The sequence below is a fragment of the Euzebyales bacterium genome (assembly GCA_035461305.1).
Lineage (GTDB): Bacteria > Actinomycetota > Nitriliruptoria > Euzebyales > JAHELV01 > JAHELV01.
Genome location: DATHVN010000109.1, coordinates 80,497 through 104,195, shown reverse-complemented (window position 1 = coordinate 104,195; position 23,699 = coordinate 80,497). Strand labels below are relative to the sequence as shown.

The following is a 23,699-nucleotide window of genomic DNA, read 5'->3' as shown; positions in this document are numbered from 1 at the left end:
ACCCGTCCACAGGATCCCGAACGATCACAGACCGGCACATCGGGCGCAGTGGACTGCCTGCGACGATAGCGCGGGCGCCTACGCAGACGTCCCGCTGTCGACGGCCAGCCGGAACGCCGTGGCGTACGCGTCCTCCATCGCCTTCCATGACGCCTCGATCACGTTCGACGACACGCCCACCGTGTCCCAGTCCCGCTCGCCGTCGGTCGAGCGGATCAGCACGCGGGTGGTCGCGCCGGTGCCGGCGCCGGCGCCGGCGTCGAGGATGCGCACCTTGTAGTCGCGCAGGTGCATCCGGGCGATCGAGGGCAGCCGATCCGACAGGGCGGCACGGAACGCGTGATCGAGTGCGTCGACGGGCCCGTTGCCCTCGCCAGTGCCGATGAAGCGCTCATCGTCGACCCACACCTTCACGGTGGCCTCGGCGACCACGGTCCCGTCGTCGCGCCGCTCGACGATCGTCCGGTAGCTCTCGAGGCGGAAGTGCTCCCAAAGCATCCCGGTCTCGGCACGCACCAGCAGCTCGAACGACGCGTCGGCGGCCTCGAAGGTGTAGCCGATGTGCTCGAGCTCCTTGACCCGTTCGAGGACGCGGTCCGCCGCCACGCGGTCCGACGCGAGGTCGAGTCCCAGCTCGCGCCCCTTCAGCACGACCGTCGACCGGCCGGCCAGCTCGCTGACGAGCAGCCGCAGCGAGTTGCCGACCAGATCGGGTTCGACGTGCTGGTACAGGTCGGTGCGCCGCGCCAGCGCCGACACGTGCAGGCCCGCCTTGTGCGCGAACGCCGCGTGTCCCACGTACGGCGCATGGGGATCGGGTGTGAGGTTCATGATCTCGGCGACCTCGTGGGCCAGACGGGTCAACCGCGACAGGTCGGCGTCGTCGACCACGTCGAGACCGAGCTTCAACTTCAGGTTCGGGATCAGCGACATCAGGTTGGCGTTGCCGCAGCGCTCGCCGATGCCATTGACGGTCCCCTGCACGTGGCTGGCTCCGGCCTGCAGGCCGACGAGTGAGTTGGCGACGGCGCAGTCGGCGTCGTTGTGGACGTGGACGCCGACGTCCACCCCGGCGCCGAGCTCGGCCACGACGGTCGAGACCACGTCGTGGACCTGTGCGGGCAGCGCACCACCGTTCGTGTCGCACAGGACGACGCACTCCGCACCCGCATCGGCGGCAGCGCGCAGCACCGCCAGCGCGTACGCGGGGTCCCGGCGGTAGCCGTCGAAGAAGTGCTCGGCGTCGAACAGCACGCGCCTGCCCTCGTCGCGTAGCAGCTTGATCGAGCTGGCGACCATGGCCAGGTTCTCGTCGCCGCTGGTGCGCAGCGCCGTGTCGACGTGGAGGATGTCGGACTTGCCGACCAGGCAGATCACCGGCGTCTCGGCGGTCAGCAGCGCGTCCAGCGTGGGGTCACCGGCGGCGTCGGCGTTGGGGCGACGGGTCATGCCGAACGCCGTGAGGACGGCGCGCGTCAACTTGAGATCTCCCGAGGCGGCCCGCTTGAAGAACTCGGTGTCCTTGGGGTTCGCGCCGGGCCAGCCACCCTCGACGAACGCGACGCCGAGGGTGTCGAGGATCCTGGCGACACGCAGCTTGTCGTCGACCGTCAGCGAGATGCCCTCCTGCTGCGTCCCGTCGCGCAAGGTCGTGTCGTACAGCGCGGGCACGGCTGGACGCGCGTGGGGCTGCTGCTCGAAGGTAACGGTCACGGCATGGCCTTTCGGGTGGTGTGCTGGCCGATGCCGGGCTGCGGAGCGCGCTGGTGCGGACCCCGTCGGCCCGGCACCAGCTGCCGGCCCTAACGGGACCTGCGGATGATGATCACGTCGCTGGCGCCGGCGGTGGGCCGGCGGTGGTCCGCGCCTTCGTGCAGCGCGGCAGTGGGAGACGTGATCGCACGCATGGCTGCGATTGTGCCCAAGGCCCTGGCGAAACTCAACCTGGCCGGCTCGCAGGCTCCACCGGTGCAGGCGGTCGCCCGCGTCCCACACGCTCAGGCCGCGCCTGACGCGACGGCCTGGGCGATCCGGTCACCGATCTCCTTGGTCGAGTAGCCCATCGCGTCGCCACCCATCGCGGCGAGTTGTGGCAGGATCGCGGCGACGGCGTTGTCGATCGAGGTCGCCGCCTTGTCGTGACCGACATGCTCGAGGCACATCGCCACCGACAGCACCGCGGCGACCGGGTTGGCCTGGCCTGTCCCGGCGATGTCCGGAGCCGACCCGTGCACCGGCTCGAACATGCTCGGGGCGATACCGGTCGGGTTGAGATTGCCACTGGCCGCCAGGCCCATACCGCCCTGCACGGCCGCTCCGAGGTCGGTGATGATGTCACCGAACAGGTTGTCGGTGACGATCACGTCGAAGCGACCGGGGTCGGTCACCAGGTACAGGCACGCGGCGTCGACGTGGGTGTAGTCGACGGTGACGTCGGGATGGTCGGCCGCGACGTCATCCACGGTCCGCTTCCACAGATCACCGGCGAAGGTGAGCACGTTGGTCTTGTGGCACAGGGTCACGTGCCCACCACGATGCTGCGCGGCCTCGAAGGCGAACCGCACGACCCGTTCGACGCCGCGTCGGGTGTTGATCGAGTCCTGCGTCGCGACCTCGGCGGGTGTGCCGAGGTACAGCGCACCGCCGGCGCCGGCGTATGCACCCTCGGTGTTCTCGCGCACGACCACGAGGTCGCACTGCTCGGGCGTGAGACCGGCGACGGGGGACGTGACCCCGGGGAGCAGCCGCACCGGTCGAAGGTTGACGTACTGGTCGAACGCGAAGCGCAGGCGCAGCAGCAGGCCCCGCTCGAGCACACCAGGTGGAACGTCCGGCGTGCCGACCGCACCCAGGAGGATCGCGTCGTGCTCGGCCAGTTCGGCAAGCACCGGGTCGGGCAGAACCTCCCCGGTCCGCAGGTACCGACGTCCACCGAGGTCGTAGGTGGTCGTGTCGACGGTGAAGCCGAAGCGTGTCGCCGCGACGCGCAGCGCTTTCAGCGCCTCGCTGATCACCTCCGGACCGACGCCATCTCCGGCGATGACCGCGATCTGGAGGTCAGAGGAGGGTTCGGCCACGGCGGCCGGCTTGGCGGTGGTCATCGTGCTCCCTTGCGCGCGTTTCGCCGCTGTGTCGTCGCTGCAGCTAGAGCCTGCCACATCTGCGGGTGGCGACGCAGCCCGGTGGGGTGCCGATCCGTCGGACCGTACGAAACGCCAGCACGCGCTGCCGGGATCTGGCACGATACGATCCAGGCGCCGTGTCGAAGGCGGTGTCCGGAGCGGAAGTCGAGGTCCCCGCATGGCGGCCAGGTTGCACGGAGCGCACGTGACGCTGCGCCCGGCCACGGCCGCCGACGCCGAGCCGCTGACGCACATCCTCGCGTTGCCCGAGGTCACGCGGTGGTGGCCGCGGTACGACCATGCCCGGGTGCGCGACGTGCTGGTCGACAGCACCGATCTGACCGTGTACGTGATCGCACTGGACACACGGGTGATCGGTTCGGTGCAGTACGCCGAGGAGCCCGCCCGGGACTACCGGCACGCCAGCATGGATCTCTTCCTTGACCCCGAGGAGCAGGGCAAGGGCCTGGCCACCGACGCCGTGCGCACCCTTGTGCGCCACCTCATCTATGACCGCAGCCACCACCGGGTCGCGGTGTACCCGGCTGTCGACAACGATCCCGCCATCCGGACGTTCTCCCGCGTCGGCTTCCAGTCCGTGGGCGTGATGCGTCAGTACGAGCGAGCCGCGGACGGCACCTGGCAGGACTGTCTGCTCATGGACCTGCTGGAGCAGGACCTGTAGACCCACGCACCACGGGTAGCCACGCGCCTCAGTCGAGCGCCGCCACGAAGCGGTCGAAGACGTCACGGTCGCGGTCGTAGCTCAACAGCGCCCGCGCCTGGTCCTGAGGCAGCCACCGCAGGTCGTCGACCTCCTTGTTCGGGACGAAGTCACCGTCGATGGCACGCATGCTCCAGTACTCCACCCGCTTGGGACGGCCGCCGTGCTCGTAGGTGATCACGCCGAGCTCCGGACCGACCTCGGCCTGCCAGCCGGTCTCCTCCTCGACCTCGCGGACGGCGGCCTGCTCGTGGGTCTCGCCGGGATCCAGCTTGCCCTTGGGCAGCGACCAGTCATCGTACTTGGGGCGGTGGATGATCGCGTACCGCAGACCGTCCGTATCCCTGCGCCACAGCACGCCGCCCGCGGCCTCGATCCTGTCGGCGCCTGCGGACATGCGACGTCGGCTGTCGTGGGCGTCAGGCGGCGGTGTCGCTGAGCGCGCGGCCACGCGAGGGATGGCGCAGCTTGGACAGCGCGCGCGCCTCAAGTTGACGGATGCGCTCCCGCGTGAGGCCGAAGTACCGGCCGACGTCGTCGAGCGTGCGCGCCTCGCCGTCAAGCAGGCCGAACCTCAGCTCGAGGATGATGCGTTCCCGCTCGGGCAGCCCGGCGACGACGTCGAGCAGTTCCCGGCGGGCCATGCCCTTCGCCGCGACCTCCATCGGGTCGTCGGCGTTGCGGTCCTCGATGAAGTCACCGAGCTCGGCGTCGCCGTCCTCACCGACCGGCGTCTCCAGTGACGTCGGCGTCCGGGCGTAGGTGAGCAGCTCCTCGACGGTCTCGACGTCTTCGCCGAGCTCCTCGGCGAGCTCCTCGATCGCGGGCTCACGTCCCAGGCTCTCGGCCAGGTCGCGCTGCATCGACAGCGCACGGCGGACCCGCTCCATCATGTGCACGGGCAGACGGATCGTGCGGCCCTTGTCGGCGACGCCGCGTCCCACCGCCTGGCGGATCCACCAGGTCGCGTACGTCGAGAACTTGTAGCCGCGGCGATAGTCGAACTTCTCCACGGCGCGGAGCAGCCCGAGGTTGCCCTCCTGGATGAGGTCGAGCAGTGGCAGTCCCTGGCCCTGGTAGCGCTTGGCGACGGACACGACAAGTCGGAGGTTGGCCTGCACCAGGCGTTCCTTGGCGCGCTGGCCGTCCCGCAGCACCTGTTGGAGCTGCCGTCGTCGGGGCTGCTGCTGCTCGCCGCCGTTCTTGATCAGACGGTCGGCCTCGAGACCGGCCTCGTAGCGCTTCGCGAGGTCGACCTCCTCCTCCGCGGTCAACAGGGCGGTCCGCGCCATCTCGCGCAGGTACAGCTGCACGTGATCGTGGAGCGGCATCTCCTCTACGATCTGTGGCACCGTCGCCGTCACCCTTCGTTCGACCCGTCCAACGTCCGTGCTCGCGCCCGCCCGCACCGCGCAAACCGGTGGTCGGGTCCGTCCTGGTGACCGGAACGACCCGGGTTGGGACATGCGGACGCCTGCCAGGATACGGTGCGCGGACCGCTACGATGCGCACCTGTGGCACCAGGCGCGCTGCACATGGTGCGTGGTGCCGTCTGATCGTGCAACCCGACTCCTTGCCGTGGCTGCTCGGAACGGATACCCGGTCGTACCACTTCGTACCCTCCCGGCGTGTGATGGGCTCCGCGGATGAGCACGATCTCGCGTACCAACGGGTGTGGAGGTGCACGCTGGGAATGCACCACACCGGGTACCATCGGACGCGACGAGACAACGTCACACGACAGCGGGTGGGCAGATGACGGAGATTGACACGGACGGACGGCCGCCACCGGGATCGCGCTACACGTTCGGAGCCAGGCCGACCATCGGCGCCGCCACAGCGCTCAAGGCGGTCGCGCAGGACACGTCGGAGCTGGTCCGCGCCGAGATCGACCTGGCCAAGGCCGAGCTGACGCAGGGCGTCATGGCCAACGGCCTCGGCATGGGCTTGATGATTGGCGCGGCCGTGCTGCTGTGGCTGGCCGTGCAGGGCCTGCTGATCGCGGCGGGATTCGCACTCGCACTGGTCATGCCAGGATGGGCTGCGGCGCTCATCGTGGCTGGGGTCCTGATCCTCATCGCCGCCGTGCTGATGCTGATCGGCAGGAACAAGCTGGGCACGCCCGTGTCCGTTGAGCAGGCGAAGACGAACGTGCAGGAGGACATGGCGTGGGTCAAGACACACCTGCGAGGACGGTGAACGAGACCAAGGGGCTGCTTCCCCAGCACGAGGCCGTGCGCGCCGCACGCGAGCGCTTGGGACGCGACCTGGACGTCTTCAACGACGAGATGCGCGCAGAGATGGGACAGGCGATGGAGAAGACCGTCTGGAAGATCGCGGCGACGGGCGCCGCGGTGCTGGCGAGCATGGCGGTGCGCAACCTGCTGATTGCCGTGTGGCGCAGCGTCGCGAAGTCGGAACCACCGAACAACCCGGCCGATCCCGCCACCTCATGGGGCGAGGCCATCGCATGGACCGCCGCGACCGGACTGGTGATCGGCGTCGCGCGCATGGTAGCCAGCCGTGGTGCGGCCGCGGGATGGCGGCGCGCGACCGGCACCCTGCCTCCCGGGCTGCAGGACGTCGCCTAGCGCCTACGGCCTCGGCAGGCGCGCCGGCGCCCCGGCACGATCACGTCCTCGGCGACCCCCGACCTGTCCCCTGAGGGCTCCCGCGCCTGGACCGGCTCAGCCGTCTTCGACGTGGCCGTCCTCGCTGAGCAGGAGGCGCGCGCGCTCACCCGCCGCCTCGATCGCGGGCCCGAACATCGTGAGCGCGTCAGCCACTCCCGCCCAGCCCGGTGGGTCGCCGAGCATCCGCAGGGGTCCAGCCGTGGTCGCCGGGCGGCGCACGGCGGGTAGCGGTACCTCGGCGGGATCCATGGCGGCCTGGGACCAGCGGCGTGTATCGAGGGTGGTCGCGTCGACACCCGAACGCTCGCCGGCCTCCCGCTGATCGCGGATCTCGGCGAGCAGCTGCTCGCGGCTGCGACCACGTAGCCGGGTGATCAGATACGGTTCGCGGTCGAGGTGGTCGCGGACGCTGAGCCACACGGCGACCTGGTGCACGCACGGTGACGCCTGGTCGCAGGTGCACCGCAGACGCCACTGTCCGGCCGGGGGCACCAGGGACAGGCCGAGCTCGGCCAGCGCGACGTCGAACTGGTCTGGCAGCTGGCCGGCGAGCAGGCGCGCGTAGTGGCGGGCCTGTCGCGCGAGCAGGTCACCGACGGCGTGCCACTGCTCGTCGGTCCACGTGTCGACCGCGAGCTCGACGAGGTGCGGTCGAGCGTGCGACCCCTGCACCCGCGCCTCGATCAGGCCCGCGGAGGTGCGGACCGACATGACCCGCCCGGCGGTCCGCAGCCGTTCCGCCTCACGCAGGGTCCGCTCGTCGGTCACGGCAGCGGCGCGAATGCCGAGCGCCTCGAGCCAGCGCGCCCGGTTCACGACCGACCGCCTGACGTGGTCCGGGCCGCGTCCACCGCCGCCAGCGCCGGCGCGTCCCCGCCCCGCGAGCTGTCGCTGAGCTCGACCAGCTCGAGCAGCGCGTCGGGCTCGAGCTCGGTGATCCACGTCTCCCCCGCGCCGACGACGGCCGACGCCATCTCGCGCTTGGCGGTCAGCATGGCGTCGATCCGCTCCTCCAACGTGCCCACGGCCATAAGGCGGTGAATCAGCACCCGCTCGGTCTGCCCGATCCTGTGGGCGCGGTCGGACGCCTGGTCCTCCACCGCCGGGTTCCACCAGCGGTCGTAGTGGATCACCTGGGTCGCGGCGGTCAAATTCATCCCGGTTCCGCCGGCGCGGAGGCTGGCAACGAGCACGGGCGGGGGTGGGTCGTTGGTCTCGCCCTGGAAGCGGTCCACGACCCGCTGACGCGCGGTCGCCGACATGCCGCCGTGCAACATCGGCACCGGGGCGCCGAGCGCGTGCGACAGCTCGTCTACCAGGATGCGCGCCATGCCGACGAACTGGGTGAAGACGAGCACCCGTTCCCCGGCCTGCGTGGCTTCGGCGATCAGCTGATGTGCGACGGCGAGCTTGCCGGAGCGACCCACGGTGGGGCTCGACGCTGTCGCGCCGAGTGCCGGGTGGTCACAGATCTGCTTCAGCCGGGTCAGCAGGGCGAGCACGGCGCCCCGGTACTGCATGCCACCGACCGCCCCCGGTGCCTGTCGTCGAAACGCGTCGACGGCGTCGGCGTACCGGCGTCGTTGGCCGTCGCTCATCGTGCACGGCACGGTGCGCTCGATGCGCGGTGGCAGGTCGGGCGCGACCGACGGGTCGGACTTGGTCCGGCGCAGCACGAACGGGGCGATCAGGCGGCGCAGCTGCGCGCGGGTGGTGTGGTCGCCCCTTCGTTCGATCGGATGGGCGAACCGGCGCTCGAAGGACGGACGGGATCCCAGCAGCCCGGGGTTGGTCAGGTCGATCACAGACCACAGTTCGCGCAGTCGGTTCTCCACGGGCGTGCCGGTCAACGCGACGCAGTGGGCGGACCGCAACCGACGGATCGCCCGGGCGCCGAGCGTGTCCGGGTTCTTGACCTGCTGCGCCTCGTCGAGTGCGGTGATCTCCCAGTTGACGGCCGACAGGACGTCGATGTCACGGCGCAGGGTGCCGTACGACGTAACGACGACACCCTCGACATCATTGAGGCTGCCGGCCCGGTCGGGACCGTGGTGGCGGTGCACCGGCAGGTCGGGTGCGAACCGGGCGAGCTCACGTTCCCAGTTGGTGACCACCGACGTCGGGCACACCACGAGGTGTGGTCCGTGGGTCTGTGCCAGCACGTGGGCGATGAGCATGACGGTCTTGCCCAGCCCCATGTCGTCGGCGAGCACCGCGCCGAGTCCGAGGCCGCGCATCATCTCGAGCCAACCGACGGCGTCGAGCTGGTAGCCGCGCAGGCGTCCAGTGAACCCGGGTGCGACGGGGGTTCCACGGCCGGCTGGTCCGCCGCCGCGCAGCCGGTCCACCATCGTGGCCAGCGGCCCGAGCGCGGTCACACGGGTCACGTCAGACCCCCGCGCCGCGCCCGGAACGGCGCCGACACCGGCCACTGCAAGGCCGACCGCCTCGATCAGCGGCACCCGGGTCCCGAGCTCGGCGCGTGTCTCCCAGGCGGCCCGGACCTCCGGCTCGACGTGGACCCACCGGTCCCGCCACCAGACGAGAGGCTCGTCGGCTTCGAGCAGGTCGTCGACCGTTGTGGCGTCGACGACGTCATCGCCGATGGAGCCCATCCAGTGGACCTCGACGGTCCCGTCGAGCGACCCCTCGTCGTCGGTGTCGCCGAGCTGCAGCCGGGGACGCAGCTGCTTGACCGCGTCGGGAAGCACGACCCGGTACCCGGCGTCGCCGAGCAGCGGCGCCGTCTCGTCGATGAACCGCCACGCCTCGGTGCTGTCGAGCCGGGCGCTGACGGGCTGCCGCTGGTCGAGTGCGTCCTCGATCGGGCCGCACACGCGCGCGGCCCGCGCCAGCGCCTCGAGCAGCGCCTCGATCCCGTCGGACAGGCCCTGGTCGTCGCGCCACAGGTCCGCCGCCGTCAGCAGCGCACCGTGTCGGTCGCGCAGCCCGAACTCGATCGTCCACGGCCCGTCGGCGCGGTCGGGCGGCGCAAGCGTCAGCTCCGGGGTGTGCTCGGTTCGGGGCTGTTCGTAGGGTCGCAGCCACTCACGCACACCTGCGAGCAGCTCACCGCGCTCCGCGCGCAGCGGCACCACCGGGTCGCCGGCATCGGTCCCGGCCTCCTGCCACCGCGCCGTCCACGGCAGCAGGCGGTCACGTGGACGGGCGCCGCGCGGGTCGTCCGACGATGAACGCACCAACGCGTCGACGACCGCGTCGACGAAGCACCGCAGCAGGGCGAACGGGTGCCAGACCTCGTCGTCAGACCCGCACGGCAGTGCGTGGCCGGCTGCCGGCAGCGCATCGGACAGGGCACCGACGGCATCGATCGCCATGCCACCGACCGGCAGCAACGCCTGCCACGTGGCCACAACGTGGTCGCCGAACGCGCGCAGGACGGGCGCGACCTGGTGCTCGGCGACCAGTCCGACCGCCAGGCGGGCAGCACGGACGTAGACGTCGACCGACGGCGAGGCTGACCTGTCAGCCGACAGCAAGCGGGGAAGCGCGTCCGACAGCGCCGCGGCCGCGACGGGGTGGTCCTGACGTCGAGCGACCCCGTCGACCGGCACGACCAGTGACGCGCGGCCTGCGACAACCGTGATCCCGAGTGCGCCGGCATCGGCGACGGGCGCGCCGCCACCGCGCGGTCGGTGGAACAGCAGGCGGCCGGCAGCGGGCAGCGCGGGGTGCGGCGAGAAGACGAGATCGAACAGCGCGCGGGCCTTTCGTCAGCGCAGAACCCTCCACGCTAGCGGACCTGGTCGTCTGCCTCTGAATCGCGCTCCAGGTGCGCAATGAGTTGACGCACGGCGGCCGCCGGGACCTGGTCACCGATCCGAAGTGCCAACAGGTCCCGCAGCGCGGCGATCAGCGCCGCCCGCTCCGAGGCCGGCGCCTGGACCGGCTCACCGAACAGGGTCGGTTGGTCGACCCGGGCGGCGCGCTCGGCGTAGTCGTCGGGCGCGCAGCCCGCCAGCGTGGCGGCCCACCACACCAGTCCACGGTCCCACGACGCGCCCGGTGGCCGCCGCGGCGGCACCCTTCCACGGAACGCCACGTCGGACACGACCGAGTGCACCGCGTCACGGACGAGTGGGTCCTTGGCGTAGCTGCGCCGGACCGCGTCGACGAAACCGGCTCGGGGACGCTGGCCCGTCAGGACGTCGGCGAGCTGTTCAACGACTGGACGCGACCGCTGCAGCCAGTCCCAGGCATAGGCGGGGACCTCACGCACCTCCGGAGACCTGGGTGCGGGCTCAGCTGCCAACCGGTACTCCCCAGGGGTCATCGGGAACGGGCGCGACGACCAGCGTGGCGGCGGCGGGTCCTGAAATCAAGCATCTCCGTGCAACCCGTCGATCAGCTCCGGCAGTCGCGCACGGTCGCGTCCGCGACCGCTCGCACCGAACGTAGCGCGGCCTCGACCGCAGCGGCGTCACCGTCGGCGTGATGCAGCAGGGCGCTGACCACCGCCAGCGACAGCGCCGTGAGCTGCTGCACGACCCCACCGTGCAGCTGCGCGGCGAGGGCGGCGTCGTTCCGGGGCGACCACTGCCGAGGCCGGATCCGGTGCGGTCGTCACGACCCACTGACCGCGATCGCCTCGGTGCCGGCAGCCCGGCGTAGGGCATGGTCAAGCGCGCCCTCTCCGTCCACGACCACTCCGTCGAGGCCCAACCAGGCGGTCAGCGTCCGCAGCTCGTCGAGCAGCGGGCCGGCGACGTGGGCGGGGTCGACCGCCGGCTCGGCGAAGGCCGCTGGGACGCGCACCACCCCGGCGCGGCGGTCCGCCTTCACGTCGGCGCGGGCGACGACCGTGTCGCCGAGCACGAACGGCATCACGAAGTACCCGTACCGCCGCTGCTCCGCCGGGACGTAGAACTCCAGGCGGTAGTGGAAGTCAAAGACACGCTCTGCGCGGTCGCGGTACCAGACCAGTGGATCGAACGGCGTCAGAAGCGCCGCCGCCTGCACGTCCCGCGTCAGTCGTGCGCTCGGCGCGCGGTAGGCCACGCGGTCCCACCCGGTGACCTCGACCGGTTCGAGCACACCCCTGCGGACCAGGTCATCGAGGGCCGGCCGCGTGGCCGTGACCCCAAGCCGGTAGTAGTCGGCGAGGTCATCGGCCGTCGCCACCCCCAAGGCGTCGGCGGCGACGAGCAGCAGCTCGCGGTACGCCGCGGCCCGGTCCAGGATCAAGCGTGCGCGCACAGCTGCCGGGATGACCCGTTCGGTCAGGTCGTACGAGCGCGTCTGGCCGCGGCGCCCAGCGATCGCCACCTCGCCCCACGCGAACAGGGCCTCCAGAGCTGCCTTGCCCGGCGACCATCCCCACCACGGCCCGGTGCGCTCACCCGGGTCGGACAGGTCGCCGACAGTCAGGGGTCCGCGCGCCGCGACCTCGGCACGGACCTGCGCGATGTAGCCGGGACGTTCCGCCTCCAGGCGCGCAGCGCGTCCACTCGACCAGTTGTCACGACGGTGCGCCAGCGCCGGCCACCGCTCGATCGCGACCAGGCTCGCCTCGTGCGCCCACGCCTCGAACAGCTCGCGACGGCGGTAGGCCGCGTCGTCGAGCAGGCTGTGCGGGTAGGGCCCGAGCCGGGAGAAGATCGGCAGGTACTGGCTGCGCTCGACCGTCTGCACCGCATCGATCTGCAGCAGGTCGAGCCGGCGCATCACGCCACGCAGGTGGCGGATGTCGATGCGGCCCGACGGCCGCGGCCGGTCGAACCCCTGGGCGGCGAGGGCGATCCGTCGCACCTGTTCGGGTCGCAGGGCATGCATGGCCGCGCACTGTAGCGATCGGGCCGGCGCCCCCGCCATTCGGAGAGGCCGCGGACGAAGCCGGCAGCGGGGACGATGCGGCGTCCCCCCGGCATGCGGCGAACCAGCTGCGGACCGCGCTGGCGATGGCCGCGCAGGAGCCGGTCGGTGCCGGCATCACGCGCCTGGCTGCGGCCGTGCGGCTGGACCGCCGCCGGGTCGCGTGCGCCCCGGGCAGGTGCTGACGACAGCTCCAGACGCCGGATGCGTGTCGGCCACGGCGAGGACGGCGAGTGCCTGCCGGTGGCGATGCCGGCTCCGAGAACAAAGCCTCGTGGACCTGCCGGGACGTGCGCGACCTGTTCCCGGGCGGCGTCGCCGCGAGCACCGACGACCAGCTCGGGCTCGACGCGATGGTGACGGCATCGCCTGCGCGCAGGCCGACTGACCCAGGCTCCGGCGTCCCGCGATCTTCAGGCGCTCGCGGCCACCGGCAGGAACGACGGTCGGGATGCCTCGAAGCCGGCGATGTCGCCCTCCTGGGTGAGGATGAGGTCGATGGAGTCCAGGCCCTTGGTCAGCACACGCTTCGTGTGCCGGTCCATCTCGAAGTGCTCCATCCAGGACGGTGTCCGGACGCTCTGCTCGTACACATCGATGTGGATGTCGACATGCGGCTGGTCGGTCGCCAGGGCGATCAGTTCCCCGCAGCGTTCGGCGGACAGGACGACGGTCAGCAAGCCGATCTTCGCGCAGTTGCTGCGGAAGATGTCCGCGAACGACGGCGCGATGATCGCATCGAAGCCGTACTGCTGCAGACCCCATGCTGCATGCTCACGGGACGACCCCGAACCGAAGTTCGGGCCGGCGACCAGAATCGTCGCACCGGCGTGCCGCTGCCGGTTCAGCACGAAGTCCGGGTCGGCGCGCCAGTCGCTGAACACGAGGTCGCCGAAGCCTGTCCGCTCGATGCGCTTGAGGTGCTGCTTCGGCATGATCTGGTCCGTGTCGACGTGCGCACGGTCCAGCGGGGCCATACGGCCGGAGACTGCGGTGAGTGGCTCCACGTGCTCGTCGCTTTCGTCGTCAGTCGGTCAGGTCGCGGACGTCGACGAAGTGCCCGTGGACCGCGGCCGCCGCGGCCATCACGGGCGACACCAGGTGGGTGCGTCCGCCTCTACCCTGCCGGCCCTCGAAGTTGCGGTTCGACGTCGACGCGCAGCGTTCACCGGGTGCCAGGATGTCGGGGTTCATGCCCAGGCACATCGAACAGCCGGGCTCGCGCCACTCGAAGCCGGCGTCGACGAAGACGTCGGCAAGGCCCTCGGACTCGGCCTGCAGCTTCACGGGGTACGAGCCGGGCACCACCATCGCGTGGATGCCGTCTGCGACGCGTCTGCCGGCGACGACGGTCGCGGCCGCGCGCAGATCCTCGATCCTGGCGTTCGTGCACGAGCCGAGGAACACGCGGTCGAGCGTGATGTCGGTGATGGCGTCGCCGCCCTGGAGACCCATGTACTCGAGCGCCCGCTGGGCGTGCGCCGGGTCCGGTGTGTCCTCCGGGTGCGGGACGTGCCCGCCTACCGGGACGCTCATCGCGGGGGTGGTGCCCCACGTCACCGTTGGCTCGACGTCGGCAGCGGACAGGCGTTCCACGCGGTCGAACATCGCGCCGTCCTCGGTCGGCAGCGATCGCCAGTACGCCAGGGCCTCGTCCCACTGGTCGCCCTGCGGCGCGTGCGGGCGGTTCTTGAGGTAGGCGAAGGTGGTCTCGTCGGGCGCGATCAGGCCGGCCCGGGCACCGCCCTCGATCGACATGTTGCAGATCGTCATGCGGCCTTCCATGGACAGGCCCGCGACCGTGCTGCCGCGGTACTCGATGACGTGGCCGTTGCCACCATCGACGCCGATCGCGGCGATGATGGACAGGATGACGTCCTTGGCGGTCACGCCGAACGGCAGGTCGCCGTCGACCTCGACTACCATCTGCCTCGGCCGCCCCTGGGGCAGCGTCTGGGTGGCCAGCACGTGCTCGACCTCGCTCGTGCCGATGCCGAACGCCAGCGCACCGAACGCGCCGTGCGTCGCCGTGTGACTGTCGCCGCAGACGATCGTCATGCCCGGCTGGGTGAGCCCGAGCTCGGGGCCGATCATGTGGACGATGCCCTGCTGCCGCGAGTGCAGGTCGAACAGGCGGATGCCGAACTCCTCGCAGTTGCTGCGCAGCGCCTCGATCTGGGCGGCGGACAGCTCGTCGGCCACCGGCAGCGATCGGTCGGTCGTCGGCACGTTGTGGTCCATCGTGGCCAGCGTCAGCTCCGGGCGGCGCACCCGCCGACCCGAGAGCCGCAGCCCCTCGAACGCCTGTGGGCTTGTGACCTCGTGGACGAGGTGGAGATCGACATAGAGCAGTGCTGGGCCGTCGTCCTGGACGACGACGTGGCTGTCGAAGATCTTGTCGATCAGGGTCCTGGGAGTCTCGGGCATCCCTGCCTCTGTCACTGCTGCCAGCGTGCGCTGGCCAGCAGTCTGCCCGCGAGCTCGCCGTCGATGCGCACGACGGGCTCCAGGGGTGTGGTCGCGGTGCTGTCGCCGGTGTCCGTCGCCGTGGGCTGGGCCGCGACGTCGGGGTCGATGGTGGTCATGTCGCTCCTGCTCCTAGGGTGGCGGCCGGTGCCGGTCCCGGCGTCGCGCAGGCGATGACCCTGCGCGGCGCCTGGACCATCCGGCCCCGTCGGCTCACCGCGGTGGTGGGCGGTGCTCCGCGTGTGCGGTCAGGGGGTGTCGGTCATCGCCCGCGCGCGGTGGCGCAGGCGTACCGACTTGTTGATGGCCGACAGGAAGGCGCGTGCACTGGCCTCGACGATGTCGGTTGACACGCCGCGGCCGCTGATGCGCCTGCCGTCGACCTCGACCTGCACGGTCACGTCGCCGAGGGCGTCGATGCCCCCGGTGACAGCGGCGACGTTGAAGGTGACCAACCTCGCCTCGATCCCCACTGCGCGGCGGATCGCGCCGCAGGCAGCGTCGACCATGCCGTCTCCCATCGCCGACTCGTCGATCGTGACGTCGTCGGCCGTCCTGCGGACGCGGACCGTGGCGGTTGGTGCCGTCGCGGTGCCACCGGAGACCTGCAGGGACTGCAGTTCGAACACGTCGTCGGCGCTGGCCGAGACCTCGTCGGCGACGATCGCCTCGAGGTCGATGTCGGTCAGCTCGACCTTGCGGTCGGCCAGCTCCTTAAAGCGTGAGAACGCTCGCGCCAGTTCGTCGTCCGCGAGCTCGTAGCCCAGCTCGGCCAGCTGAGTGGCGAAGGCGTGGCGGCCCGAGTGCTTGCCCAGGACGATCTGGGCGCCCGTCAACCCGATGTCCTCGGCACGCATGATCTCGTAGGTCAGGCGGTCCTGGAGCACGCCGTGCTGGTGGATGCCGGATTCGTGGGCGAACGCGTTGCGACCAACGACGGCCTTGTTGAACTGGACCGGATAGCCGGTGAGAGCCGTGACCATACGTGAGGTGCGTGCGATCTCGCGCGTCGCGATCTGCGTCGAGCGCTCCAGCAGATCCGACCTCGTCGCCAGCGCCATGACGACCTCCTCCATGGAGCAGTTGCCCGCGCGCTCACCGATGCCGTTGACCGCCACCTCGATCTGGCGGGCACCGTTACGGACCGCCTCCAGCGAGTTCGCGACCGCCAGACCCAGGTCGTTGTGGCAGTGCACGCTGACCATGACGTCGTCGCCGACCCGGCCGACGATCTCGGCGATCAGCGCGCCGAAGTCGTGGGGCAGCGCGTAGCCGACCGTGTCCGGGATGTTGACCGTCGTCGCCCCGTTCTCGACCGCCACGTCGACGACCTTCACCAGGAAGTCGTGGTCGGTGCGGGTGGCGTCCTGCGGGCTGAACTCGACGTTGTCGGTGTAGCTGCGGGCGTGGCGGACCGAGGCGGCGGTCGACGCCAGGATCTCCTCCTCCGATGCCCGCAGCATCGCGCGCCGGTGGATCTCCGACGTCGACAGGAACACGTGGATCCGGGAGCGCGCCGCACCTTTCAGCGCGGCGGCCGCACGGTCGATGTCGCCACGCGCACAGCGGGCGAGCGCCGCGATGACGGGCGCGTCGGGAACGGTGCCCACGTCCTCCGCGATCGCCTTGACGGCGTCGAAGTCCCCCTGGGAGGTGATGGGGAAGCCGGCCTCGATGATGTCGACGTGCAGCCTGGCCAACTGGTCAGCGATCTCGAGCTTCTCCTTGACGCCCAGCGAGATCCCGGGCGCCTGCTCGCCGTCGCGCAGCGTCGTGTCGAAGATCTGTACAGCGTTGGGGGGCATCGTGCGGTCTCCTCACGTTGACCAGGGGGCTGGGTGTGGACCCGGACTGGCGCTCCGCGGGGGGTTGGGAGAGATTCCGCCCCGCGGCGTCAAAGAATGAGGAGGCCGAGAAGGCCCGCGAGCAGCAGCCCGAAGATCGCGCCCGTCGGGCGCGAAGGTACGTCGGGCCGGGAGATCTGCACGGCCCCTACTACTACGCGTCCGCGCGCCAGCTGTCAACTTGCTCGCGGCCACTCGCTGCGCTCGCTCCGCTCACAACGGCCCAAGGAGCTCCAGCCACACCCTGCTCGCAGCCACCCCCTGCGCTCGCTCCAATCACCGCACAGACCTGCTCCGGCCCCTCGCTACCCGGGTGCGGGCCGGGCGGCGGACAGGGCCACACGGACGGCCTCGTCGGGCGTGTGGACGTGGATGATGCCGTCGTCGGGCAGGGTCCAGGTGTCAAGGCCGACCACCGGGATCTGCAGCTTGCGGGCGAACGCGATCTCCGACAGCGTCCCGAAGCCACCACCGACGGCGATGACGGCGCGGCCCGCGCGCACCACGAGCACGTTGCGCGCCTCGCCCATGCCGGTGGGCAGTGCGACGTCGACCCACGGGTTCGCGGTCGCGGCGTCCACCCCCGGAAGCACGCCGATCGTCCGCCCACCGGCCTCCTGGGCACCCTGACAGACGGCCGCCATGACCCCGCCGAGCCCGCCACAGACGACGACCGCATCTGCGGCCGCCAGCAGCCTGCCCACGTCTCGGGCTGCCGAGTCGGTATCGGCTGCGGGGACGGCGGAGCCGATGACCGACACTGTCAGGTCCATCGTGGCCCCCGATGGGTAGCGCATGGCGGTCATAGACGTTGGGTACTGTCCGCCGTGACTGTACGGATGCCCTGTGTACAACGGAGTACGTCGGAAGGCAGGTGCGTGCACATCGAGATCTCGCTTGGGCTGCCGCGTGACCGCGAGAGCGTCTCAGCCGTGCGGCGCATCGTCGCGAGTGCGATGGCGGAGGTCGGTGTGGAGCGGTCGTGCGCAGCCGATGTCGAGCTAGCACTGACCGAGGGCTGCGCCAACGTCGTGCGGCACGCCACCTCCACAGACCGGTACCAGGTCACCTTCGAGCTGAACCGCGAGGCCGCGAGGGTCACGATCGCCGACAGTGGCATGGGGTTCGAGGTGAACGGCCGTCAGCGGATGGCGGGAGCGCTGGCCGAGGGTGGACGCGGCCTGGCGTTGATGCGCATGCTGATGGACGAGGCCGATTTCCGGGTCCAGGAGGGCCGTGGGACGAAGGTCATGCTGACGAAGCAGATCGTGCTCGATGAGACGTCTCTGCTCCGCGACAGCTTGACAGACCCCGGATCGACGACCCGCGCGCAGGACCGCCTGCCGACGGACTGAGGTCGACACGTCATCGACTTCGACGATGTAACAGCAGGTGCCGGCAATGTGACCTAGGCTGCTGTCCTGATGGAACTGATGCTGCGCTGCGCGTTGCCCGACCGGCCCGGTGCGCTCGCGAAGCTGGCCAGCGCGATCTCGGCCGTCGGTGGCGACATCCACGCGGTCGACGTCGTCGAGCACGATGACGGACGTGCGCTCGACGACCTCGAGGTGATCCTCGACGAGGAGCACGTCCCGACGCTGCTCGACCGCCTGGCGACGCTCGACGGGGTGAGCGTGATCCACGCCGGCCCGTCCCGTGGCCAGCCCGGCGACGCGGTGACGCGCCTGTCGATCGGCATCGAGTCACTGCTCGACGGCAGCGCCGAGGCTCGCCGGGGCGTGTGCACCCTGATCGGTGGCATGCTGCACGCGCGCGCAGCCGAGTTCGTCCCCGCGTCACAGGCGCCCGACGGCCACGATCGACGCGTGCTGGTCCTCGATGCCGGCCACGAGATGCTCGTGCTACGCCGCGACTACCGGTTCACAACGACCGAGCGGGAACGCGCGATGGCGCTGCTGCGGCTCGCGCAGCGCGCGGTCGGCGTGGGGGCCCGCGACGTCAACCGCTCGCTGTCCTGATCGCCTCGACGAGGATCTGACCACCCTCGTCGATCTCGTCGGGCATGACGGTCAACGGCGGTGAGATCCGCAGCACGTTGCCGTACAGGCCGCCTTTGCCGACGAGCAGGCCCTCGGACCGAGAGCGTTCGAGCACGGCTGAGGCGGTCGCGGGGTGCGGCGTGCGGTCCTCCGCCGCGAGCTCGATGCCGAGCATCAGCCCCTTGCCACGGACGTCGGCGACGTCGGGGATGTCACCCAGGCCGTCTGTCAGCTGGGCCCGGAGCTGCTGGCCGACCTTGAGCGCGTGCTCCTGCAGGCCGTTGGCCAGCAGGTAGCGGAGGTTGGCCAGACCGCCCGCCGTCGCCAGCGGATTGCCGCCGAACGTGGAGATCGAATTCGCAGCGACCCCGTCCATCAGCTCCGCCGGCGCCACGACGCCTGCCAGCGTCAGGCCGTTACCCAGGCCCTTGGCGAACGTGATCGCATCCGGCACGACGTCGTGGGCCCCGAAGCCCCAGAAGTGCTCGCCCGTGCGTCCCCATCCGGTCTGCACCTCGTCGCTGATGAAGAGGATCCCGCGCTCGGCCAGGACCTCGGCCAGTGCGCCGTAGAACCCGTCGGGCGGGTGGGCGAACCCGCCGACGCCCTGGATCGGCTCGGCGATCATGCACGCCACGTCACCGGCCGTGGTGGTGTCGAGCACGTCGACGAGGTCCGCCACGCCGGCGGCGATGTACTCGTCGTCGGACAGGTCTCGCCACGGGCTGCGGTAGCGGTAGCCGCCCTGGACGTAGCTGGTCTGCACCGGCGAGAGGCTCGACGCCGACCAGCCGCGGTTGCCCGTGATGGCCATCGCCGCGAACGACCGTCCGTGGTAGCTGTTGCGCATCGCGAGGATCTGGTTGCTGCGCCGCGCGGTGCACGCCAGGAGCAGCGCGGCCTCGTTGGCTTCGGTGCCCGACGTCGTGAAGAAGACCTTCGCGTCGTCCATCGGCACGAGCGCGGCGATCTCCTCGGCGAGCTCGATCTGCGACTCGATCAGGTAGAGCGTCGAAGTGTGCAGGATCCGGCCCGCCTGCCCGCGCACGGCCTCGACGACTTCGGGCAGCGCGTGGGCGGTCATTGTCGTGAGTATGCCGCCGAAGAAGTCGAGGTAGCGTGCGCCCTCGGCGTCCCACACGTGGCGTCCCTCACCGCGGACCAGCGCGATCGGCTCGTCGTAGTACAGCGCCATCCACGACGGCAGCACAGCCCGGTGCCGGGCGAGCAGGTCAGCGTGGGTCGTCATCCGTTCCTCCTCGCCCCAGGGCGCGGCGACCGCCCGTCGCAGCGCACGATAGCGGCGGGCGGGCGGCCGCGACAGTGGCGGGATCCGTCTCCCGGACCGGCCGTGCGCGTGGTCGTCTCGCTGACGCTCGACTCCCGACGCCCAAGGAGCCCACGGCACGGTGACCAGGACGCAGCTGCGCCCGGCTCGCGAGGCGCGGTGAGCGGCGCATACCGGGCCTGCCCGTGTGCCGGCGAAGCCGGTCCGCCGAGTGGTTCGTGGAACCAGGCCCCACGAAGCTCGCAGCGAGTCGCAACGACGCGAGCGGGGATGCAGATGCGATCGAACGCCGGCCGGGAGGGGGAGACGGGCCCCCTAGTGCGCGATCAGCAGCGTCGGCCGCTCGACGAGATCGGCGACCCGGCGCAGGAACCCCGCAGCCTCCGCCCCGTCGCACACACGGTGGTCGAACGACAGCGTCAGCTGCACGACCGGGCGGACGACGACGTCGTCTTCGACGACCCACGGACGGGGGGCAATGCGTCCGACGCCGAGGATGCCCGCCTCGGGGTGGTTGATGATCGGTCCGCCACCGTCGATGCCGAAGGCGCCAACGTTGGACACGGTGAACGTGCTGCCGACGAGCTCGCCAGGCGCGAGGTCGCCGCTGCGCGCCTCACCGGCGAGCCGCTCGACCTCGGACGCCAGGTCGAGCACCGACCGCCCGCCTGCGTCGCGGACGACCGGGACCAACAGCCCCCGGTCGGTCTGCGTGGCCACGCCGAGGTCGACGCATCCGTGGTGGACGATCTCGCGGTGTTCGGCATCGAAGCTGGCGTTGAGCTGCGGCACCTCGCCGAGCGCCACGACGCACGAGCGCAGGATCAGTGCCAGCGGCGTCAGCTTCACGTCCGGGTGCGCGGCGGCCAACTCGTCGCGGACCGCCAGCATCGCCGAGGTGTCGCACTCGACCCAGCAGGACGCCGCGGGGATCTCGCGCCATGCGACGGTCAGGTGGTCGGCGATGCGCGCCCGCACCCCGGTGACGGCTTCGCGGCGGTCGCCGTCGACCGACCGACCACCGCGAGGCGCGGCCTCGGCGGGACGTCGGGCGGCGCCACGGACGTCGTCGCGGGTGATGCGGCCGTCCGGCCCGCTGCCCGTCAGGGCCTCGAGGTTCACGCCGAGGTCCTTGGCCAGCTTGCGCACCGGTGGCTTGGCCCGTGGGCGCGCCGGCTGTGACGGGGCCGGCGTGCGGTGCGCACGGCCGCGCCGGCGGCGCCGGCTCCCCCGGCCGGTCCCGTACCCGACCAGCACGTCCGTGCCTTCATCGCCCTCGGCCGTCTCAGCATCGCCCTCGTCGGTGTCCTCGGCCGTCTCGGTGTCCTCGGCTGTCTCGGTGTCGCCGGCGGCCGGCGGCGCCTCGGACGCCGGCACCGAGCGGTCGATCGTCAGCACGGCGGAGCCGACGGCGATCTCGTCGCCCTCGGCCGCGTGCAGCGCGGCGACGGTCCCCGCGTGGGGCGTCGGAAGTTCCACGGTGGCCTTCGCCGTCTCGACCTCGGCCACGATCTGGTCGACGATGACCGAGTCGCCGACGTCGACCAGCCAGCGCACGATCGTCGCCTCGGTCAGGCCTTCGCCCAGGTCAGGCAGTCGTACCTGCTCATTCGCCATTGCCCTGCCCTCCTAGTAGTCCAGGCTGCGCTCGACCGCATCGAGGATGCGGTCGACGTCGGGCAGGTGGTAGTGCTCGAGCTGCGACGCCGGGTAGGGGATGTCGAAACCGCCGACCCGCAGCACCGGCGCCTCCAGCGACCAGAACGCCTGCTCGAGCAGCTCCGCGGCGATCTCGGCCCCGAGGCCGGCGAACACACTGGCCTCGTGGACGACGATCGCGCGGCCAGTGCGCTCGAGGGCGGCCACGAGCGTGTCGATGTCGATCGGCGTGAGCGAGCGAAGATCGATGACCTCCAGCTCCCAGCCCTCCGCGGTGGCGGCCTCGGCGGCCTCCAGGCAGGTCGCGACCGTCGGACCGTAGCTGATGAGCGTGGCCGTCGACCCCGGTCGCCGGACCACGGCCCTATCAGGCGGCTCGGTCGTCACCGGCAGCTCGACGTCCTCCTTGGTCCAGTACCGCCGCTTCGGCTCGAAGAACAGCACAGGGTCCGGTGACGCGATCGACCCGCGCAGCAGCGCGTAGGCGTCGCTCGGGGTCGACGGGGTGACGATCTTGAGCCCCGCAGTGTGCGCGTACAGCACCTCCGGGCTCTCGGAGTGGTGCTCGACGGCTCCGATGCCCCCGCCGAACGGGATGCGGACGACGACGGGGAGACGGACGGTGCCGCGCGACCGGTTCGGCAGCTTGGCCAGGTGCGACGTGATCTGGTCGAACGCCGGGTAGCTGAAGCCGTCGAACTGCAGCTCGACCACAGGCCGGTAGCCATACATCGCCATGCCCACGGCAGTGCCGACGATACCGGACTCGGCCAGTGGCGTGTCGAAGCAGCGGTCCGGACCGAACCGCTCGGCGAGGCGGTCGGTCACGCGGAACACGCCACCGAGGTCGGCGACGTCCTCGCCGAAGACCACCACGCGATCGTCGTCGTCCATCGCATCGTGCAGGGCGCGGTTGAGCGCGCCGGCCATCGTGACCGCCATCACGCCTCCTGCCCGGCCAGCTCGGCCGCGAGCTGCGCCCGCTGGGCACGCAGGCGCGCGGTGGGCTCGACGTACACGTGGTCGAACAGCTCCAACGGGTCGCCGTGCGGCGCGTCGTAGATCGCGGCCCGGACGGCCTGCGCCTCGGCCGTCGCGGCCTGCGCGACGGTCTCGGCCAGGTCGTCGTCGAGCAGCCCATGGTCCCGCAGGAACTTGTCGAAACGGGTGATCGGGTCACGCGCGCGCCACTGCTCGAGCTCGCGCTCGTCCCGGTAGCGCGTCGGGTCGTCGGCCGTCGTGTGGGCCTCCATGCGGTAGGTCTCGGCCTCGACGAGCACCGGTCCCCCACCGCCGCGTGCGTGCTCGAGGGCACGGCGCATCACCGCGTAGCAGGCGAGCACGTCGTTGCCGTCGCAGCGGTAGCCGGGCATGCCGTAGCCGACGGCCTTGTGGGCGATCGTCGGCGCCTTCGTCTGCCGGGTGACGGGCACGCTGATCGCGTACTGGTTGTTCTGCACGAAGAACACGCACGGCGCGTTGAACACCGCGGCGAAGTTCAGCGCCTCGTGGACGTCGCCCTCACTGGTCGCACCGTCACCCAGATAGACGACCGCGCAGCAGTCCGCGTCGTCGAGGCGTGCTCCCATGGCGAAGCCGGCGGCGTGCAGTGCCTGCGTGCCGATCGAGATGGTGATCAGGCCGAACCGGTGCTTGGCCGGGTCGTGGGCACCCAGCCACGTGCCACGGAACACGTGGAGCAGCTCACGCGGGTCCATGGCACGGGTCAGCGCCACGCCGAGCTCGCGGTACGAGGGGAAGACCCAGTCCTGGGGCGCCAGCGCGAACCCACTGCCGATCTGGGCGGCCTCCTGACCCCGCAGCGACGCGTAGACGCCCAGCTGGCCCTGCCGCTGCAGCCTGATCGACTGCGCGTCAATCTGGCGGGCCATGACCATCGTCCGGTACAGCTCGACGAGCTGGTCATCGGGGAGGTCGACTGCCCAGTCGGGATCCGCGCGGTAGGTGCCGTCGCTTTCGAGCAGTCGGACCGGTGTGGCCGGGGGCAGCAGCGTGGAAGGATCAGGTGCAGATGGGTCATCAACCATTGGCGACTCCTTCGGTTCGTGCGGTCACGGGATCGCCGTGCCACACACCGTCGTCGGAGCGCGGATCGGGGCCCGTGGGCTTC

At 71.1% G+C, this 23,699-nt stretch carries 23 protein-coding genes; 5 read left to right on the top strand and 18 right to left on the bottom strand.

What is annotated here, in order from left to right; translation table 11 throughout:
- Positions 1-78: 78 nt before the first annotated feature.
- Together cimA and VK923_10370 are read right to left on the bottom strand one after the other, a co-directional pair.
- A complete protein-coding gene (gene cimA / locus VK923_10375; GenBank protein HSJ45076.1) occupies positions 79-1,713 on the bottom strand; it encodes a citramalate synthase in 1,635 nt (544 codons plus the stop codon).
- Between the two features lie 284 nt (positions 1,714-1,997).
- Positions 1,998-3,101, bottom strand: coding sequence for a 3-isopropylmalate dehydrogenase (locus VK923_10370; GenBank protein ID HSJ45075.1), 1,104 nt, complete (start codon positions 3,099-3,101; stop codon positions 1,998-2,000).
- A 226-nt stretch (positions 3,102-3,327) separates the two neighbouring features.
- On the opposite strand from VK923_10370, the gene VK923_10365 reads away from it, so the two are divergent.
- Positions 3,328-3,807 carry a GNAT family protein gene (locus VK923_10365; protein HSJ45074.1) on the top strand — a complete coding sequence of 160 codons (480 nt, stop codon included), beginning with the start codon at positions 3,328-3,330 and terminating at the stop codon, positions 3,805-3,807.
- Between the two features lie 28 nt (positions 3,808-3,835).
- Here the strand turns inward: VK923_10365 and VK923_10360 are convergent, their stop codons facing one another.
- Both VK923_10360 and VK923_10355 read right to left on the bottom strand, forming a co-directional pair.
- Positions 3,836-4,243, bottom strand: a complete 408-nt coding sequence (locus VK923_10360; protein ID HSJ45073.1) for an NUDIX hydrolase — start codon at positions 4,241-4,243, stop codon at positions 3,836-3,838.
- A 22-nt stretch (positions 4,244-4,265) separates the two neighbouring features.
- Positions 4,266-5,198 (bottom strand): sigma-70 family RNA polymerase sigma factor, encoded by a 933-nt coding sequence (locus VK923_10355; protein ID HSJ45072.1) that lies wholly within the window; start codon positions 5,196-5,198, stop codon positions 4,266-4,268.
- 403 nt (positions 5,199-5,601) lie between these two features.
- Here VK923_10355 and VK923_10350 point away from each other — a divergent pair, with 403 nt between their 5' ends.
- Positions 5,602-6,045, top strand: coding sequence for a phage holin family protein (locus tag VK923_10350; protein HSJ45071.1), 444 nt, complete (start codon positions 5,602-5,604; stop codon positions 6,043-6,045).
- Entirely contained in the window at positions 6,042-6,437 is a 396-nt protein-coding gene (locus tag VK923_10345) for a DUF4235 domain-containing protein (GenBank protein ID HSJ45070.1), read from the top strand. Before VK923_10350 ends, VK923_10345 begins: the two co-directional genes overlap by 4 nt.
- A gap of 96 nt (positions 6,438-6,533) precedes the next feature.
- Here the strand turns inward: VK923_10345 and VK923_10340 are convergent, their stop codons facing one another.
- From VK923_10340 to VK923_10295, 10 genes are all read right to left on the bottom strand, one after another.
- Entirely contained in the window at positions 6,534-7,295 is a 762-nt protein-coding gene (locus VK923_10340) for a hypothetical protein (protein ID HSJ45069.1), read from the bottom strand.
- Complete coding sequence (locus tag VK923_10335; protein HSJ45068.1) at positions 7,292-10,054, bottom strand: DEAD/DEAH box helicase; 2,763 nt, start codon at positions 10,052-10,054, stop codon at positions 7,292-7,294. The genes VK923_10340 and VK923_10335 overlap by 4 nt, the downstream gene beginning before the upstream one ends.
- Positions 10,055-10,233: 179 nt before the next feature.
- On the bottom strand, positions 10,234-10,719 hold the full coding sequence (locus VK923_10330; GenBank protein HSJ45067.1) for a hypothetical protein: 486 nt from the start codon (positions 10,717-10,719) through the stop codon (positions 10,234-10,236).
- A gap of 125 nt (positions 10,720-10,844) precedes the next feature.
- Positions 10,845-10,985 carry a hypothetical protein gene (locus VK923_10325; GenBank protein ID HSJ45066.1) on the bottom strand — a complete coding sequence of 47 codons (141 nt, stop codon included), beginning with the start codon at positions 10,983-10,985 and terminating at the stop codon, positions 10,845-10,847.
- A 78-nt stretch (positions 10,986-11,063) separates the two neighbouring features.
- Positions 11,064-12,272 carry a crosslink repair DNA glycosylase YcaQ family protein gene (locus VK923_10320; GenBank protein ID HSJ45065.1) on the bottom strand — a complete coding sequence of 403 codons (1,209 nt, stop codon included), beginning with the start codon at positions 12,270-12,272 and terminating at the stop codon, positions 11,064-11,066.
- A gap of 452 nt (positions 12,273-12,724) precedes the next feature.
- Positions 12,725-13,318, bottom strand: coding sequence for a 3-isopropylmalate dehydratase small subunit (leuD, locus tag VK923_10315; GenBank protein HSJ45064.1), 594 nt, complete (start codon positions 13,316-13,318; stop codon positions 12,725-12,727).
- A gap of 19 nt (positions 13,319-13,337) precedes the next feature.
- Positions 13,338-14,738 (bottom strand): 3-isopropylmalate dehydratase large subunit, encoded by a 1,401-nt coding sequence (gene leuC / locus VK923_10310; GenBank protein HSJ45063.1) that lies wholly within the window; start codon positions 14,736-14,738, stop codon positions 13,338-13,340.
- A gap of 11 nt (positions 14,739-14,749) precedes the next feature.
- Positions 14,750-14,896 carry a hypothetical protein gene (locus tag VK923_10305; protein ID HSJ45062.1) on the bottom strand — a complete coding sequence of 49 codons (147 nt, stop codon included), beginning with the start codon at positions 14,894-14,896 and terminating at the stop codon, positions 14,750-14,752.
- A gap of 129 nt (positions 14,897-15,025) precedes the next feature.
- A complete protein-coding gene (locus VK923_10300) occupies positions 15,026-16,582 on the bottom strand; it encodes a 2-isopropylmalate synthase (protein HSJ45061.1) in 1,557 nt (518 codons plus the stop codon).
- 344 nt (positions 16,583-16,926) lie between these two features.
- A complete protein-coding gene (locus VK923_10295; GenBank protein ID HSJ45060.1) occupies positions 16,927-17,394 on the bottom strand; it encodes a TIGR00725 family protein in 468 nt (155 codons plus the stop codon).
- Positions 17,395-17,499: 105 nt separating this feature from the next.
- On the opposite strand from VK923_10295, the gene VK923_10290 reads away from it, so the two are divergent.
- Together VK923_10290 and VK923_10285 are read left to right on the top strand one after the other, a co-directional pair.
- Entirely contained in the window at positions 17,500-17,976 is a 477-nt protein-coding gene (locus VK923_10290; protein ID HSJ45059.1) for an ATP-binding protein, read from the top strand.
- A gap of 69 nt (positions 17,977-18,045) precedes the next feature.
- A complete protein-coding gene (locus VK923_10285; GenBank protein HSJ45058.1) occupies positions 18,046-18,600 on the top strand; it encodes an ACT domain-containing protein in 555 nt (184 codons plus the stop codon).
- Here the strand turns inward: VK923_10285 and VK923_10280 are convergent.
- The 4 genes from VK923_10280 to pdhA all read right to left on the bottom strand — a co-directional run bounded on the left by VK923_10280 (position 18,581) and on the right by pdhA (position 23,616).
- The gene (locus VK923_10280; protein HSJ45057.1) at positions 18,581-19,870 is read right to left on the bottom strand and encodes an aspartate aminotransferase family protein; all 1,290 of its coding nucleotides are present in this window, start codon (positions 19,868-19,870) and stop codon (positions 18,581-18,583) included. The two genes, VK923_10285 and VK923_10280, sit on opposite strands and share 20 nt — an antisense overlap.
- Before the next feature lie 354 nt (positions 19,871-20,224).
- A complete protein-coding gene (locus VK923_10275) occupies positions 20,225-21,526 on the bottom strand; it encodes a dihydrolipoamide acetyltransferase family protein (GenBank protein HSJ45056.1) in 1,302 nt (433 codons plus the stop codon).
- 12 nt (positions 21,527-21,538) lie between these two features.
- Entirely contained in the window at positions 21,539-22,510 is a 972-nt protein-coding gene (locus VK923_10270; GenBank protein ID HSJ45055.1) for an alpha-ketoacid dehydrogenase subunit beta, read from the bottom strand.
- A complete protein-coding gene (gene pdhA / locus VK923_10265; protein ID HSJ45054.1) occupies positions 22,510-23,616 on the bottom strand; it encodes a pyruvate dehydrogenase (acetyl-transferring) E1 component subunit alpha in 1,107 nt (368 codons plus the stop codon). Before pdhA ends, VK923_10270 begins: the two co-directional genes overlap by 1 nt.
- Between the last annotated feature and the right edge of the window lie 83 nt (positions 23,617-23,699).